Raw genomic sequence first — 15,401 nt, 5'->3', positions numbered from 1 at the left:
CCAGTTAACATGATCAAATACATGATAAAGCTAACTGCGATTTCTTTGATTTATTTTTATTTATATTGATATCGCACTACCGTCGTAAACATCCCTTCGCCGGCAAAGGTTTGAAAGGTCATACTGGGTCCGTAATAAGCTTGCAGACGCTGTCTGACATTTTCTATTGCAATACCATGCCCCTTTTTTAAAGTTTTATTATCCTGCGTATAAGGGTTAGTAATAATGATATTAATTTGATTTTGCAATATTTCAACCAATATACTTATCGTACTCTTTGTGAGAATTTTTTCAACTCCATGGAAAATACTATTTTCTAACAAGGGTTGTAAAGTTAATAATGGGATTTGTACTTGTGAGTATAAGTCTTTGTTTTCTAACTTCCATTCGATTTGCAGGCGTTCACCCAAACGGATCTGCTCAATCTCCAGATAGCGCTGGCACAGATCAATTTCCTCTTGCAGACTGACCAGTTTCAATTCCTGAAAACTGGCACGAAATAAGCGGGACAGATTCAGCAGCATCTGTTCGGCTTTATCCGGATCGATGCTGATCAGGCTAATCACACTGTTCATACTATTGAACAGAAAATGCGGTTGAATCCGCGCTTGCATGGCCTGAATCCGAGCATTCAGTTCACTATGCTGCTGCTGTTCCCATTGTTCACGCAAATACAGATAGCGAAAACAAAACATACCGAGCAAAACACCCAAACTGAGATGCAACCCGACCTGATCCAGGGCAATTGCCAGGTTTAAGCCCTGAAAATTAAAATTCATTCCAAAATGTATCACAACATTCAGACTGATGGTGGTCAGCACCACAATGGCCTGTAGTAGCAAAAAACCGGAAATGAGCGCCAGCTTAATCCCCATATGCTGAAAGGCCTGATGGAATAATTCCACCAGTGCTGCAAAACATAACAGTACCCAGTTGATATACAGCATATATTGCAGCAGATGCATCGCATTTAAAGCTTGCCACGACTGTGCTTCTGCGAGCGCTAGAATCATGGCCAGAATATTGCCGCCGACAAACAGTTCCAGCAAATAGCGAAGATTGCCAATCTGGCTAAAAAAATAGGAACTTTGTGTTTGCCCGTTTATCGATGCGAAAGATTGAGCAGATGTGACTTCGGCAATAGGCTTTGAATTTGTTATACTCTTTTTCGTTCTACTGCTTTTAATCTGATTGAGCCGACATGACCACATCTTCTAATTCCTCTAATCCATCACAAGCCCAGACTTCGGGTATGTGGGGTGGTCGTTTCTCTGAAGCGACTGATGCTTTTGTTGCTGAATTTACAGCATCTGTTCAATTTGACCAACGTTTTTATAAACAGGATATTGCAGGCTCGATTGCCCATGCAACCATGCTGGCCAAAGTAGGCGTACTGACGGCACAGGAACGCGATGACATCATCGAAGGTCTGACTGCCATTCAAGCCGATATTGAAGCAGGTAAGTTCGAATGGCGCATTGACCTAGAAGATGTGCACATGAACATTGAGTCGCGCCTGACTCAGCGTATTGGCATCACAGGCAAGAAATTACACACTGGCCGTAGCCGTAATGATCAGGTCGCAACTGACATTCGTCTTTATGTACGTGATGAAATTGATGCGATTTTAAAATTACTCGAAAAATTACAAAAAGGTATTTTAAGCTTGGCGGCTAAAAATACCGATACCATCATGCCGGGCTTCACCCATTTACAAACCGCTCAGCCGGTGACTTTTGGTCATCACTTAATGGCCTGGTTTGAAATGCTGGTACGCGACTCTGAGCGTCTGATTGATTGCCGTAAACGTGTCAACCGTATGCCACTGGGTTCTGCTGCACTTGCAGGAACCACCTACCCGATTGAGCGTGCTTACACCGCTGAGCTGTTAGGTTTTGAAGCCGTTGCTGAAAACTCTTTAGACGCAGTATCGGATCGTGATTTTGCAATTGAATTTAATGCTGCTGCATCGTTAATTATGATGCACTTGTCTCGTATGTCCGAAGAACTGATTCTATGGACATCTGCTCAGTTCAAATTCGTGAATATTCCAGATCGTTTCTGTACAGGCTCTTCAATCATGCCACAGAAGAAAAACCCGGATGTGCCTGAACTGGTACGTGGTAAAACTGGCCGTGTCTATGGCGACCTGATGAGCCTGCTGACCCTGATGAAAGGCCAGCCGCTGGCGTACAACAAAGACAATCAGGAAGACAAAGAACCCTTGTTTGATGCGATCGATACGGTACGTGGTTCATTGATGGCATTTGCCGACATGATTCCTGCACTGGTTCCAAACATTGCTGAAATGCGCGAAGCAGCGCTACGTGGTTTCTCTACTGCGACTGATCTGGCAGATTACCTGGTGAAAAATGGCGTGGCATTCCGTGATGCGCACGAAATTGTCGGCAAAGCTGTAGCACTGGGTGTTGCAGAGTCGAAAGATTTGTCTGAGCTGACACTTGAGCAACTTCAACAGTTCTCTGACCTGATTCAGGCCGATGTATTTGAAAAAGCGTTAACACTTGAAGCATCTGTGAATGCACGTAACCATATTGGTGGAACTGCACCTGCGCAAGTCGAAGCTGCTATTGCCCGTGCTTATACTCGCTTAGAAAATCTTTACGCTTAACTTTTTTAGCTTAAATTCGGAGTATTGATATGTCTCGACAAGTATTTTGCCGTAAGTATCAACAAGAAATGGAAGGCCTGGACTTTGCACCCTTCCCAGGCCCCAAGGGTCAGGAACTGTTTGACCATGTGTCTAAACAGGCTTGGCAGGAATGGCTCAAACACCAGACTACGCTGATTAATGAAAAGCGTTTAAACGTATTTGAACCGGACGCGAAAAAGTTTCTAGAAGAACAACGTGAAAAGTTCTTTAGCAATGACGAAACTTTGGAAAAAGCTGAAGGGCTAAAGCCTGAGTAATGTTTAGAGCGCTGCTCTAAACATTACGCAAGACAAGCGAAGCGCGTAGTTTCGAATGTGATAAAGGGGTCTGAAAAGGCTCCTTTTTAGTATCTCTAATACTGCTCCACCCGAACGCAAGACAAGCAGCTATGCTGCGCGTAGGCTTTAATCTAAAAGAGTCTCTTTTGAGGCTCTTTTTCATTTCTGAAATTATAAATCTTTCTTTCCAATAGCGCTTTCAAATTTCAAGAACAGAGTAATAGCAGCAAGCTAAGTTATTGATGTCTTGAATTCAGGGTTTTGATTGGGCGGCGGCCGGTATTCTGTACTTTTTAGACAAAAGCTGAAGGATTAAAAAGCATTTTTACCTAGCCTATCCCCCGCCAATAGTCAGCCACTATCCTGCTGAAAAACATTCATATTTGTATCAAAATTATAGATTGTAAATCCTACATACAGACTGATCACAAAACACAACAATCTGCTACAAGAAGTCATATGATTTTGTAAAATGGTCTCTTTATAATGAGCTCTAAGAAGATGAGATATCTTTGAATAACTATAACAATAAGCAACAAATACCCCGATTTCATCCCAGTTCTTCCCCCAAAGGCTGGGTATTTTTTTGCCTGTGATTTATCAAATTTTGATAATTTCGGAGCATAAAAAAAGCCCCTTTCAAGGAGCTTATTTTTTAATTTTGCTTAAGGCTGTTTCAAATAGGGCCAAGCCGCTTTCAGATAAATAAACATCGACCATAAAGTCAGGATGACTGCTGTGTACAATAAGGCATAGGCCAGCATTTCCAGTGGTGGCCAGTTCAGCAAAAACACGGTAATCGCAATCATCTGAAAAGCCGTTTTGTATTTACCCACGGTTGATACTGCAACATTTGTTCGTGCACCCAGTTCTGCCATCCATTCACGTAATGCTGAAACAGTAATTTCACGTGAAATAATCACAATCGCAGCAAAAGCCATCGACATCGAAGGTTGCCATTGCACCAATACAATCAGCGCAGCTGCGACCATCAATTTATCTGCGACCGGATCGAGAAAACGGCCAAAAGCAGAGGTCTGGTTTAAAGTTCGAGCCAGATAGCCATCAAACCAGTCCGTCACTGCAGCCACTACAAAAATCGTGGTCAAAATAATATGCCGTGTCATGTCGGAATGGTTGGCTTCAAAGCCCATTGCAGGCGGCCAGTAAGCCACCAATAAAAATACCGGAATAAGAGCGATACGCGCCAAGGTCAAGATATTTGGAATATTCAGGATACGACCTGTAGTCATAGACACCGCCAATTGTTCCCCTAATGTATGATGAAAATGCACACTTTTTTAGAGGTTTGATCCATCATTAATAGGCTTCACTTTATACGAATTGGCTGTCAGTGTCACTAGGCAAACACTGTCACTGTTTGTCTTGCCATCGCAATCAGGCGATTTTCTGCATCCCAGAGATAGGCATGCTCGGTTGCATAACCATCCGCAGCATGATCCGTAAATACCTTATATTTAAACCAATCATGCAGTTGATGCTGAAGCGGATGCACATAGGTCACGCTCCAGGTCAGACTACTCGCGGGTGCCATACTTTTAAACATCGGCAGTACACCAGGTGGCCAGATGTCGAAAATTGCCATCAGGTCAGCGATCAGGAATTCACGATTGCTATGCTTTTCAGGATGAAAACGGCACCAGCCGCCAAAGTCCGGACGTGAGCTGGCACTACAAGGCAGATTGACGTCCGCCCAGGCGATTTCAAAATGGTCATAACATTCTGGCAGGCCATAACCCGCAGGAATCTGCAACAGCTGCTCTGGTGCAGCATAGTCAGGTGCCTGTTCTTCTTGCTGCACCTGAATTTCCGAGTCACGCGAGATACCAAAACTGGCAATCAGAATACTTTGTACTACCTCGTCTTGCCATAGACGTACTTCGATGGTGGTGACCGACTTACCTTCCCGCAAAATTTCAGCACTCAGTCGCACTTTCGCCTGTTGGATCGGCCCAACAAAGGTGACGCTGCAACTGAGCAGATGTTTGGCCGGATTATTGATCTGAATAACCGCTTTTTGCATCATCATTGCTGCAGCCAGACCACCATACAGGGTGCGCCCCTGTAACCACCCTGATGGAAATTCCACCCATTCCTGTTCGGAAATTTGTGCATAAAGCGCCTGCAAAGACATGTTGATCCCTCAGTGAGTCTTGATCCTCAGTATATTGAGTCAAGCTTGCTCTGCTGTGAATGATCAATGACCCGTGCGTCAATGTGCTCTTTTGCCCTTGCATTGGGCTTGATAATTATTCATGCAGCACTTTATAGATCATCCGTGCCATGACTGAACCCAATCCCGGCACCAGTTGCAGATCTCTTTCTGAGGCTTTCAGTACGCCCTGAATCCCGCCAAAATGGGTCAACAGGTCACGACGGCGTTTTGGCCCAAGGCCCGGAATGACTTCTAGTACCGATGAACCGCGTTTTTTATCGCGTTTGGCGCGGTGCTTGGTAATCGCAAAGCGATGCGCTTCATCCCGCACCTGCTGAATCAAATGGAGTGCCTTATGATCTTCTGGCAACTGAATCTTGCGACCATCGGTAAAGTGCAGGGTTTCCAGACCGGGTTTACGCCCCTCGCCTTTGGACACACCGACCATAAAGGCCTCCAGCCCCAGTTCCTGCATCACTTCCATCGCCATATGCAGTTGCCCCTTGCCGCCATCAATCAGGAGTAAATCTGGCAGCATGGCTTTTTTATAACGACGGGTCAAAGCCTGACGCATGGCGGCATAGTCATCGCCCGCCTGAATGTCATGGATGGAAAACTGACGATAATCACGTTTACGTACCCCACCACTATCAAATACCACACAAGACGCGATAGTGTCTTCACCCATGGTATGCGAAATATCAAAACATTCGATCCGGTCCACCGGGCGGCCGACCACCTGTTCCAGCTGATGGAAACGGTCATTCAGCTCAAAATGATTGGCCAGCTTGCCCTGAATCGCATGCTGTACATTCATTTGTGCCAGTTCCAGCCATTCCGCGCGGGTTTCTCGTACCTTGGACTTGATCTGGATTTTCTTGTCAAAATGCTGCGACAAGGCAGCTTCCAGTTCCTTGCGATCGGCCACTTCGACATTGACAATCAGCTCGGCCGGAATTTCATCCGCCACCTGAAAATAGAAATTGGCAATAAAATCGGCAAGCATCTGCCCTAGATCATCACTGAGCATATCCGGGAAATAGCTTTTTCCGCCGAGCATTTTACCGTTGCGCACATGCATGATCTGCACACAGGTCACCCCGGCCTGATAAGCAATAGACAGGATATCGGCTTCGCCTTTGAGCTTATAAATCGCCTGCTGTGACTGCACATCTCTTAACAGTGCCATCCGATCGCGATAGAACACGGCTTTTTCAAATTCCAGAGCTTCGGCTGCCGCTTCCATTTTTGCGATCAGTTCCTGATTCAGCTCCTTGGTATCGCCCTGCAAAAAGCGAATCGAGTTATCCACATCTGCTTTGTAGTCTTCCGGAGAGATAAATCCGACACAGGGCGCAGAACAGCGCTTGATCTGGTATTGCAGACAAGGACGGGTTCGGTTGGCAAAAAAGCTGTTTTCACAGGAACGCACATTAAACAGTTTTTGCAGCACCACCAAGGTATCCCGGGCGGTATAGGCACTCGGATAAGGCCCAAAAAACTTGCCGACCTGATGCTTGCCCTTGCCGCGCCCACTGGCCAGTCGTGGATAAGGTTTATCTGCGGAAACAAAGATATAGACATAAGATTTATCATCGCGCAGCATAATGTTATACGGCGGATGATGCAGCTTGATCAGGTTCTGTTCCAGCAACAAGGCTTCGGTTTCAGAGCGCACCACCAAGGTCTGAATATCATAAATCCGCGCCACCAAGGCCTGGGTTTTGGGATGATCCAGCGTTTTGACAAAATAGCTGGAGACCCGGTTTTTTAGATTTTTGGCTTTCCCCACATACAACAGTTCGCCGTCTTTGCCATACATCCGGTAGACCCCGGGCAGGCTGGTCATATTGGCCAGAATTTTCTCGATATGAGGACGTGCGTTTTCGTTCACCTAAAGCCTATTTTTTACATGCAATCTGCAGATATATGTGATGATTATTCGGTTATTTTCAAGCGAAAACACAAAATTCCCCTCAACTTGACACCCAATTTAAAACTATAGCTCAGCCATCTTTGCAATCTATAGCTTTCTCCGCATGATCTGATTGCTAAAAGCTCTAAATTTCAACCTTTAACTTTGCTATGCTCGAAGGGTCTAGTTTTGAGATGATTCGCATGACCATGCAGCAATCGGGCATCCATATTGTTCAACCATCCAGCTCCACCCATCACCCATCTGAGCGTGATCGCCGGATTGGCAAACCGCGTTTTCATTTCGAGCCGAATCACGTGATGCAATTGCTGCGTGAACGGATGATTGGACAGGATGCCGCACTGAATGAAATTGAAAAAATGCTGCATGTGGTCAAGGCCGATTTCTCCAGTCCGGAGCGTCCACTCTCGGTCACCTTGATGCTCGGCCCAACCGGCGTGGGTAAAACTGAAACCGTGCGTCTGATTGCCGAAGCGATTTATGGTCGTCCGGATGCTTTCTGCCGGATTGACATGAATACCCTGGCACAGGAACATTATGCCGCGGCACTCACCGGTGCGCCGCCAGGTTATGTCGGTTCTAAAGAAGGGCATAGCCTGTTTGATGAAACGGCGATTGCCGGCAGTCATACCCGTCCCGGCATCATGCTGTTTGATGAACTGGAAAAAGCCAGTAACGAAGTGATTCGTAGTTTGATGAATGTGCTGGATACTGGAAGATTGACCCTGACAGCCGGAACCAAAACTATTGATTTCCGTAACTGCATGATCTTTATGACCAGTAATGTCGGCGCACAGGCCGCACAGCAATATCTGGAGAAACTCAGCTACCTGCCACAGCAAATGCAGGCACTGTGCCTGAAACATGTACCCACCCAGCGTATTATTGAAAAAGTCATGCAGCGTAAATTCGATCCTGAATTTTTAAACCGGATTGACCGCAGCCTGCATTATCAGGCGGTACAGCATGATGCCCTGCCGCGTCTGGTCGAAATCGAACTGGAAAAACTCAATAAATGCCTACAGCATCAAAACCGACAGGTACATTTATCGGATGCAGCCAAAGCCTATTTCTATCAGGGCTATGATATTCGTTACGGCGCCCGGCATTTGGGCCGCAAGCTGCGTACTGAACTGGAACCGGTTCTGGCGCTGTATTTTTTAAGCCAGCCCGAGCAGTTCAGTCTGCATCTGGACTGTGTCGATGGACAATTTGTGGTTCTGCCTGAGCAAGCAAAAGCTTAAATCATGCAGACTCAATATCCGTTTTATTTGCTTGAATCGCTTGTCTAAAAGCGGTCGGATCTTTAGGTGAAACCAATACAAATTTCTGCATGCCGTCTTCCCTATAGTCAATCCGCAGACGCTTTAAGGACAAGGCCGGTGCAATAATGGAATGATCCGTCGGCTGAATGGACTGGATGGCGCTCAACGGAATCTGCCAGCTCAACCACAGGCTTTTAATGCTCAACACTCCATTTTCCACCATATAGCGCGTACTCCACAGCGGCCACCACAGAATAATAATGGTCAGAATGTAGATGGCGGTGTGCAGTGGATATTGCTGCAGGGTGCCTTTGGCCTGCATGGTCAGCAGCAGTTGCAGTAACAGGCCACTCATACAGATCAGAAAAGCGACCAGCCACCAGTCTTTTTTGGAACGAAATACCTGCATCGAGATCCCCATATCTATGTGCCTGATCATCATAAACAATTCTGTGCCAGATGACAGAGGTCATATTCAACAGAAGCACTGTTATTTCAGGCCTAGCATCAACATAGGCATGCTGGGGCTGAAATCCTCAGAAAACCCTCGACTAAAGCAATCAACTACAGTTTTATTGAGGCTGATCCGAAAATATCTATACATGCCTGCACGCCCTGTACTGAGCGAGATTCAGCCCTGATTTTCCTTGTTCCACAGGGCGATAATTGACTGAATTGACCAAATAGCAGCAAAGCCTGCCCTTGAATATTGTCCACCCTGCTCCATATCAATCAGGCTAATCGATAAAAAATAATGAATTGAAACAGAATCTTTAGTTCAGGCTGTGGTCAAAAACGGCAACAAAAATACAGCGCAGATGGAATCGATTCGGCAAAAATTGATGACCCTTGCGTCACGGCTTGATACAACTTGTTATGTTCTTTTTGGATATAGTTATCGTAAGATTAGCGAAGTCAAAAAGTGCGCGGGACATGCGCACTTGCTTCACAACATCAACTTAGAAGTCCTCCAAAATAAAGGAGATCAGGGCATGATCCACGCTGGCAATGCCATTACCGTCCAAATGCTTGAGGACGGGATTGCAGAATTCCGCTTTGACTTACAAGGTGAGTCCGTTAACAAATTCAACCGTGCAACGATTGAAGATTTCAAGGCTGCTATCGAAGCCGTCTCCCATGCCGATATTCAAGGTCTGATTGTGACTTCAGGCAAATCTACATTTATTGTAGGTGCTGATATCACTGAATTCGGCGACAACTTTGCTCAGGGTGAACAAGCGATTGTTGACTGGGCAATGCCAGTACATGAAATTTTTAACAGCTTCGAAGACCTCGACATTCCTAAAGTGGCTGCAATTAATGGCATGGCACTGGGTGGCGGTTTCGAAATGTGCCTGGTGTGTGACTACCGTGTCATGTCAGAACAGGCACAAGTGGGCCTACCTGAAATCAAGCTGGGTATCTTCCCGGGCTTCGGTGGTACAGTGCGTTTAAGCCGTCTAATCGGTATCGACAACGCGGTAGAATGGATGGCAATGGCCAATCCTAAGAAGCCAGCTGCTGCACTGAAAGACGGCGCAGTCGATGCTGTCGTTCCTGCTGACAAGCTACAAGATGCTGCACTTGATCTGGTAAAACAGGCGATTCATGGCCGTTTAGACTGGAAAACCAAGCGTCAGGAAAAACTCGATCCAGTTAAACTCAGCCCGATCGAACAGATGATGGCGTTTAACTCATCGAAAGGCATGGTTCTGGCAAAAGCTAATCCAGCTCAATACCCTGCACCAAAATTACTGCTTGATTCTCTTCAAGCGGGTGCGAGCCTGCATCGTGATGACGCGCTGAAAGCGGAAGCTGAAGGTTTTGCTAAAGCAGCAGTCACACCACAAGCAGGTGCCTTGATCGGTTTGTTCCTGAATGACCAGATCGTGAAAAAAACCTCGAAGCGCTATGAAAAAGGTGCGCATCCAGTGAACCAGGCGGCTGTTCTAGGCGCAGGTATCATGGGTGGTGGTATTGCTTATCAGGCGGCGAGCAAAGGCACACCAATTATTATGAAAGATATTGGTAATCCACAGCTTGCATTGGGTATGTCTGAAGCGAACAAACTGTTGACCAAACAGGTTGAACGCAAAAAAATGACACCAGCAAAAATGGGTGAAACGCTTGCACGTATCCGTCCGACTTTAAGCCTGGAAGAGTTTAAAGAAGTGGATATCGTGATTGAAGCGGTAACTGAAAACCCTAAAATCAAAGCTGCTGTACTTGCTGATACTGAAAAATCAGTACGTGAGAACACCATCATTGCTTCAAATACGTCTACGATTTCGATCACGCGTCTGGCTGAAAGCCTGCAACGTCCTGAGAACTTCGTGGGGATGCACTTCTTTAACCCGGTACATATGATGCCTTTGGTTGAAGTGATCCGTGGCGCGAAGACCTCTGACGAAGCCATTGCAACGACTGTGGTACTTGCTCAGAAAATGGGTAAAACACCAATCGTGGTGAATGACTGCCCGGGCTTCCTGGTCAACCGCGTATTGTTCCCTTACTTCGGTGCATTTGACCTATTGCTTAAAGATGGTGCTGATTTCCAGCAAATCGATAAAGTGATGGAAAAATTCGGCTGGCCGATGGGCCCTGCTTACCTGATGGACGTTGTCGGTATTGATACTGGCGTGCATGGTGCAGAAGTGATGGCTGAAGGCTTCCCGGATCGTATGAAACCGGACTTCAAAGGTTCGATTCAAACCATGTATGAGAACAAACGTCTGGGTCAAAAGAACGACGTGGGTTTCTACAAGTATGAGCTTGACCGTAAAGGCAAAAAAGCCAAAGTGGTTGATCCAACTGCATATGAGCTTGTGGCCTCTGTTGCAACTGTGGAAAAACGTGAATTTGACGCTCAGGAAATCATTGACCGTATGATGCTGGCTTTCTGTAACGAAACGGTTCGTTGCCTGGAAGACAACATTGTCGCGACTGCTTCTGAAGCAGATATGGCAATGATCATGGGTGTCGGTTTCCCTCCATTCCGTGGTGGTCCATGCCGTTACATCGATCAAACCGGTGTAGCTGAGTATGTTGCGCTTTGCAATAAGTATGCGCACCTTGGTAAAGCTTATGAAGCGCCAGAAATGTTGCGTGAAATGGCTGCTAACAACAAAAAATTCTACGGTTAAGGAGCAACGTGAATGGCTACTTTAAATCCACGTGACGTTGTCATCGTCGATGGCGTACGTTCAGCAATGGGTAAAACCAAAAACGGTATGTTCCGCAATGTACGTGCGGACAGCCTGTCTGCTGAACTTGTCCGTGCCCTGATGGTACGTAACGAATTCGACCCGAATGAAGTTGAAGATGTGATCTGGGGCTGTGTCAACCAGACTCTGGAACAAGGGATGAACATTGCCCGTAATATCGCATTACTGGCAGACTTGCCGAAAACTGTGGCAGGTCAAACCGTGAACCGTTTGTGTGGTTCGTCTATGCAGGCAATTCATACTGCGGCAGCGCAAATTGCCACCAACCAGGGTGATATCTTCATCATTGGTGGTGTAGAGCACATGGGCCATGTGGGCATGATGCATGGTATCGACCTGAACCCGGAAGCGTCTAAGCATTATGCCAAAGCATCGAACATGATGGGCTTAACCGCTGAAATGCTGGGTCGTATGAATGGCATTAGCCGTGAAGAACAGGATGCCTTTGGTGTGGAATCTCATCGTCGTGCCTGGGCTGCGACTGAAAATGGTCTGTTCCAGAACGAGATTGTAGGTATTGAAGGTCACAACGCTGATGGCTATAAAGTTCTATGTGATATCGATGAAGTGATCCGTCCGGATGCCAACATCGAATCATTCCGTGCTTTACGTCCAGTGTTCGATCCGAAAGGCGGTACAGTGACTGCGGCAACCTCTTCAGCCTTGTCTGATGGTGCTTCTGCAATGTTGCTCATGTCTTATGAGCGTGCACAAGCCTTAGGTCTTAAGCCACGTGCCGTGATCCGCTCTATGGCAGTTGCAGGTTGTGATGCTGCGATCATGGGTTACGGCCCGGTTCCGGCAACGCAAAAAGCCTTGAAACGTGCTGGCCTTGCCATTTCTGATATTCAGACTTTTGAATTGAACGAAGCCTTTGCTGCACAAGGTCTGTCTGTTCTTAAGGGCTTAGGCATTTATGACAAGCAAGACATCGTGAACCATAACGGTGGTGCGATTGCGTTGGGTCACCCACTCGGTTGTTCTGGTGCGCGTATTACCACGTCTCTGCTTAACGTGATGGAACAGCAAGATACGCAAATTGGTCTTGCGACCATGTGTATTGGTTTGGGTCAAGGTATTGCGACCATTATCGAACGTGTTTAATTCTTAAATACCGAGATAAAAAGAAACCCCGCTTAGTGCGGGGTTTTTTATACAAAAAAAAGAAATTGATGCCCTTTCTTTTTTTGATGATGAATCAGGCTCACCGTTTATTTTTTTGAATGATACAAAATCTGCCGAACGGGTAAGATTCGATTGTGCGCATGAATTAGGCCACACCGTTATGCACACACATAATAAATATGTCCGCAATGAAGTAGACAATCGTATTTTAGAAACTGAAGCAGATAAGTTTGCTTCAGAATTTTTAATGCCTACTGAAGGTTTTTTAAGTACAGTTCCTTCTTATTTAACGATTGAAAATATGATCGACTATAAGAAAGTATGGCGAACATGTTTAAAGGCTATAAATTATAAATCGCATAAATTGCAACGTATAACAGATTGGTTTTATCGAATTAACTCTATGAAAATTAATACCTTAGGTTATCACATTAATGAGCCTAACGAAACTCACCGTGATGAAAGCGTAATGCTTCCTAAATTAATTTTAACATTAGCTTCAGATCCAAAATTTAGTAAGCAGAAAATGCTCGATGAAATTCGTATATCTGAAAAAGACTTTAATGAACTAACATTTGATTCTTTAATTAAATATGAAGAATCTAAACCTCGACCAAAGCTTTATGTCATTAGTTAAAGCTCTTCGGAGCTTTTTTATTTAAACTAGAATGTTATCCCTTTGTAAAATTGGTTTATTTTTCCACCATTAAAATCTTAATTATGAATCGCTTAAATTTTATCTGTGTATGATCAAGCCTCTTTTTTCCTACTTCCTTAAGGGGTTTATATGAACATGCTTAAAACAATGCTTGCGACTGCAATCGTAGCAACTTCTGCATCTGCAATGGCAACTGAAGCTCAAGTAGCACCTGCTGCTACAACCACTACAGTTCAAACTGTTGCTACAGAAGCGGTTGCGCCTGTGCAAGCAAAAGTTGAAGCTGCTCAAGCCACTGCTACAGATGCAAAACAAGTAACTGAAGCGAAAGTTGAAACAGTAAAAGCTGAAACAACTGCTCAAGTAGAAACTGCACAAGCAACCGCAGAACAACAAGTTGAAGCTGCAAAAACAGAAGTAGCAGAAGCAAAAGACGCAACTGTTGAAACTGCTGCTGAAGTAAAAGACGCGACTACTGAGAAAGCCGAAGCTGCTCAAGCAGAAGTAAAAGCTGAGAAAAAAGGCTGGTTCTCTTGGTTTAAAAAAGCGGCTTAAGCTTTTTAAAAGCATAAAAAAGATGTCATTACGACATCTTTTTTTGTTTTGAACACTCTCATTTTAATTCAAGAGTTTAACAGCAGCTTAAAGCACTTATTCGACCTTTTGCGCTAACATGGTCGCAAAATGCTGTTTAATCCGTTGGCCTTGTGCATCCACCCGATGCAGCTCACCAATATTTTCATTGTATTTCACAATCTTCCAGTCCTCATAATAAGCCCGTAACTCGCCCGGCTTAAAGCTAAATGGAAAATCGGGCTGTACCGGAATCTCTGGCGTATCCATCGCACAGACAATCAGGTTATAACCACCCGGCACGGTGGCCTGCTGCATCTGCGCAATCAAGGGTGCAATGGTTTTGGCCTCGAGGAACATCATCACCACGGTGCAGCAAATGAAGTCATACTGGCCTGTAATACTGGTATCTGTGTTGAGATCACGGCGCTGGATCTGCAAGTGGTCAATGTGCTCCGTCTGCACAATCTGTCTTAAGGTCTGCAAACTGTTTTCATTGACATCCCAAGCATCGACATTAAAACCGTTCTGACTTAAATACAGCGCATTACGTCCTGTACCGCAACCGACGTCCAGCGCACGGCCACCCTTTAAATAGGGCATGGCAGCCAGTACTTCAGAATGGGTAGGATTCAACTGATATTTTTTGATGAAGTAATCTTCAGGCCGGCAATAAAAACGCAGCTGGCATTCGACATCCTCGCTGGCAGAAACAATCTTGTGCCAAGCCTCAGGTTCAATAAATGGCGGTTGCTGTTCTGGTGTAAATACATGTTCAGATTGCACCGCACCGGATGCTTCCAGCATGGCAAAACGCAACTCACCTTTAAGTAACGTCAGTTTGGCCCAAGTCCCTGCTTTGGTATTGTGCTGATTCTTGAAGCCCTGAGGAATACTCTTTTCTGTCCAGACCGGAAGTTGCTTATAACAAATCAGTTCTTGCATCAATATCGCCCTCCATCTCATGCATGCGCCGCCTGTCATGCTTATAGCGACGGTTTTATTCATTTCAGCATAGCTGGTTCAGGCCGGAATTGGAATCAGCGCTTATTTACGCTGTGCCAATACAGCAGCAAGATGCAGACCAAATCTGGAAAATAAAAAAGCTGCCTCGATCGACAGCTTGAGTTTAGCCAGAGAATGAATAGGGTGACTGGATTAATGCAGTAGTTCTGATTGTAGCCAGCGCATATAATTTTCCTGATCCATAAAATCCGGCGCGCCTTCCAGATCCAGACTGAAATATTGCTGATTAAACTGAATCACAATCTGTTCGGTATAGTGCCAGTCCTCGATCAGCTTGAAATATTGATTCAAGAAAAATCGGCTCCTGCCCTCATTATTCAGACTTTGTAATTTTGGACATGTTTTATTTGCGACAAACTCACCGTACACCTGCTGAATATCAGCAAAAACCTGAATTGTTTGCATGACTCACCTGCTTAAATGTTATGTCGTGATCTGTGCGACACATTCAATTTAAGCACTAAGT

General features: G+C 45.4%; 13 protein-coding genes and 1 pseudogene. 7 read left to right on the top strand and 7 right to left on the bottom strand.

Annotated elements, in window-relative coordinates:
• Positions 1-56: 56 nt before the first annotated feature.
• Positions 57-1,211, bottom strand: coding sequence for a sensor histidine kinase (locus FTV48_RS05440; RefSeq protein WP_074383921.1), 1,155 nt, complete (start codon positions 1,209-1,211; stop codon positions 57-59).
• Between FTV48_RS05440 and argH the strand changes: the two genes are divergently transcribed.
• Both argH and FTV48_RS05430 read left to right on the top strand, forming a co-directional pair.
• Positions 1,202-2,632 (top strand): argininosuccinate lyase, encoded by a 1,431-nt coding sequence (argH, locus tag FTV48_RS05435; RefSeq protein WP_171294103.1) that lies wholly within the window; start codon positions 1,202-1,204, stop codon positions 2,630-2,632. The genes FTV48_RS05440 and argH overlap by 10 nt on opposite strands.
• Positions 2,633-2,661: 29 nt before the next feature.
• Entirely contained in the window at positions 2,662-2,931 is a 270-nt protein-coding gene (locus tag FTV48_RS05430; protein ID WP_005095230.1) for an oxidative damage protection protein, read from the top strand.
• 686 nt (positions 2,932-3,617) lie between these two features.
• On the opposite strand, the gene pgsA is transcribed toward FTV48_RS05430, so the two are convergent.
• From pgsA to uvrC, 3 genes are all read right to left on the bottom strand, one after another.
• Complete coding sequence (gene pgsA / locus FTV48_RS05425) at positions 3,618-4,205, bottom strand: CDP-diacylglycerol--glycerol-3-phosphate 3-phosphatidyltransferase (RefSeq protein WP_005095228.1); 588 nt, start codon at positions 4,203-4,205, stop codon at positions 3,618-3,620.
• 107 nt (positions 4,206-4,312) lie between these two features.
• On the bottom strand, positions 4,313-5,107 hold the full coding sequence (locus FTV48_RS05420) for a thioesterase family protein (protein ID WP_179999621.1): 795 nt from the start codon (positions 5,105-5,107) through the stop codon (positions 4,313-4,315).
• A 115-nt stretch (positions 5,108-5,222) separates the two neighbouring features.
• The gene (gene uvrC / locus FTV48_RS05415) at positions 5,223-7,022 is read right to left on the bottom strand and encodes an excinuclease ABC subunit UvrC (RefSeq protein WP_005173083.1); all 1,800 of its coding nucleotides are present in this window, start codon (positions 7,020-7,022) and stop codon (positions 5,223-5,225) included.
• A 224-nt stretch (positions 7,023-7,246) separates the two neighbouring features.
• On the opposite strand from uvrC, the gene FTV48_RS05410 reads away from it, so the two are divergent.
• On the top strand, positions 7,247-8,308 hold the full coding sequence (locus FTV48_RS05410) for an AAA family ATPase (protein ID WP_179999619.1): 1,062 nt from the start codon (positions 7,247-7,249) through the stop codon (positions 8,306-8,308).
• A 1-nt stretch (position 8,309) separates the two neighbouring features.
• Here the strand turns inward: FTV48_RS05410 and FTV48_RS05405 are convergent, their stop codons facing one another.
• Positions 8,310-8,738: a PH domain-containing protein gene (locus FTV48_RS05405; protein ID WP_100354982.1), complete on the bottom strand. Its 429-nt coding sequence runs from the start codon at positions 8,736-8,738 to the stop codon at positions 8,310-8,312.
• Between the two features lie 583 nt (positions 8,739-9,321).
• Here FTV48_RS05405 and fadB point away from each other — a divergent pair.
• From fadB to FTV48_RS05385, 4 genes and pseudogenes are all read left to right on the top strand, one after another.
• Positions 9,322-11,472, top strand: a complete 2,151-nt coding sequence (gene fadB, locus FTV48_RS05400) for a fatty acid oxidation complex subunit alpha FadB (RefSeq protein ID WP_179999617.1) — start codon at positions 9,322-9,324, stop codon at positions 11,470-11,472.
• 12 nt (positions 11,473-11,484) lie between these two features.
• A complete protein-coding gene (gene fadA, locus FTV48_RS05395) occupies positions 11,485-12,657 on the top strand; it encodes an acetyl-CoA C-acyltransferase FadA (protein ID WP_005095215.1) in 1,173 nt (390 codons plus the stop codon).
• A gap of 58 nt (positions 12,658-12,715) precedes the next feature.
• Positions 12,716-13,315: pseudogene (locus tag FTV48_RS05390) on the top strand (ImmA/IrrE family metallo-endopeptidase); the annotation flags it as partial.
• 150 nt (positions 13,316-13,465) lie between these two features.
• On the top strand, positions 13,466-13,891 hold the full coding sequence (locus FTV48_RS05385) for a hypothetical protein (protein WP_005173119.1): 426 nt from the start codon (positions 13,466-13,468) through the stop codon (positions 13,889-13,891).
• 96 nt (positions 13,892-13,987) lie between these two features.
• Here FTV48_RS05385 and tehB read toward each other — a convergent pair whose 3' ends face one another.
• Both tehB and FTV48_RS05375 read right to left on the bottom strand, forming a co-directional pair.
• Complete coding sequence (gene tehB, locus FTV48_RS05380; RefSeq protein ID WP_100354898.1) at positions 13,988-14,854, bottom strand: SAM-dependent methyltransferase TehB; 867 nt, start codon at positions 14,852-14,854, stop codon at positions 13,988-13,990.
• A 213-nt stretch (positions 14,855-15,067) separates the two neighbouring features.
• The gene (locus tag FTV48_RS05375; protein WP_159138357.1) at positions 15,068-15,340 is read right to left on the bottom strand and encodes a hypothetical protein; all 273 of its coding nucleotides are present in this window, start codon (positions 15,338-15,340) and stop codon (positions 15,068-15,070) included.
• Positions 15,341-15,401: the final 61 nt, after the last annotated feature.

It is taken from the genome of Acinetobacter sp. YH18001, from assembly GCF_013416975.1.
In the GTDB taxonomy this organism is placed as follows: Bacteria; Pseudomonadota; Gammaproteobacteria; order Pseudomonadales; family Moraxellaceae; genus Acinetobacter; species Acinetobacter pseudolwoffii.
The sequence above is the reverse complement of the archived record's forward strand: the minus strand, read 5'-3'. Positions and strand labels throughout refer to the sequence as shown.

Coding starts and splice junctions, on each gene's coding strand:
- FTV48_RS05410 (WP_179999619.1), top strand. CDS start 7,247: ATGACCATGCAGCAATCGGGCATCCATATTGTTCAACCATCCAGCTCC.
- fadB (WP_179999617.1), top strand. CDS start 9,322: ATGATCCACGCTGGCAATGCCATTACCGTCCAAATGCTTGAGGACGGG.
- FTV48_RS05375 (WP_159138357.1), bottom strand. CDS start 15,340: ATGCAAACAATTCAGGTTTTTGCTGATATTCAGCAGGTGTACGGTGAG.
- fadA (WP_005095215.1), top strand. CDS start 11,485: ATGGCTACTTTAAATCCACGTGACGTTGTCATCGTCGATGGCGTACGT.
- FTV48_RS05420 (WP_179999621.1), bottom strand. CDS start 5,107: ATGTCTTTGCAGGCGCTTTATGCACAAATTTCCGAACAGGAATGGGTG.
- tehB (WP_100354898.1), bottom strand. CDS start 14,854: ATGCAAGAACTGATTTGTTATAAGCAACTTCCGGTCTGGACAGAAAAG.
- FTV48_RS05440 (WP_074383921.1), bottom strand. CDS start 1,211: ATGTGGTCATGTCGGCTCAATCAGATTAAAAGCAGTAGAACGAAAAAG.
- FTV48_RS05430 (WP_005095230.1), top strand. CDS start 2,662: ATGTCTCGACAAGTATTTTGCCGTAAGTATCAACAAGAAATGGAAGGC.
- pgsA (WP_005095228.1), bottom strand. CDS start 4,205: ATGACTACAGGTCGTATCCTGAATATTCCAAATATCTTGACCTTGGCG.
- FTV48_RS05405 (WP_100354982.1), bottom strand. CDS start 8,738: ATGCAGGTATTTCGTTCCAAAAAAGACTGGTGGCTGGTCGCTTTTCTG.
- FTV48_RS05385 (WP_005173119.1), top strand. CDS start 13,466: ATGAACATGCTTAAAACAATGCTTGCGACTGCAATCGTAGCAACTTCT.
- argH (WP_171294103.1), top strand. CDS start 1,202: ATGACCACATCTTCTAATTCCTCTAATCCATCACAAGCCCAGACTTCG.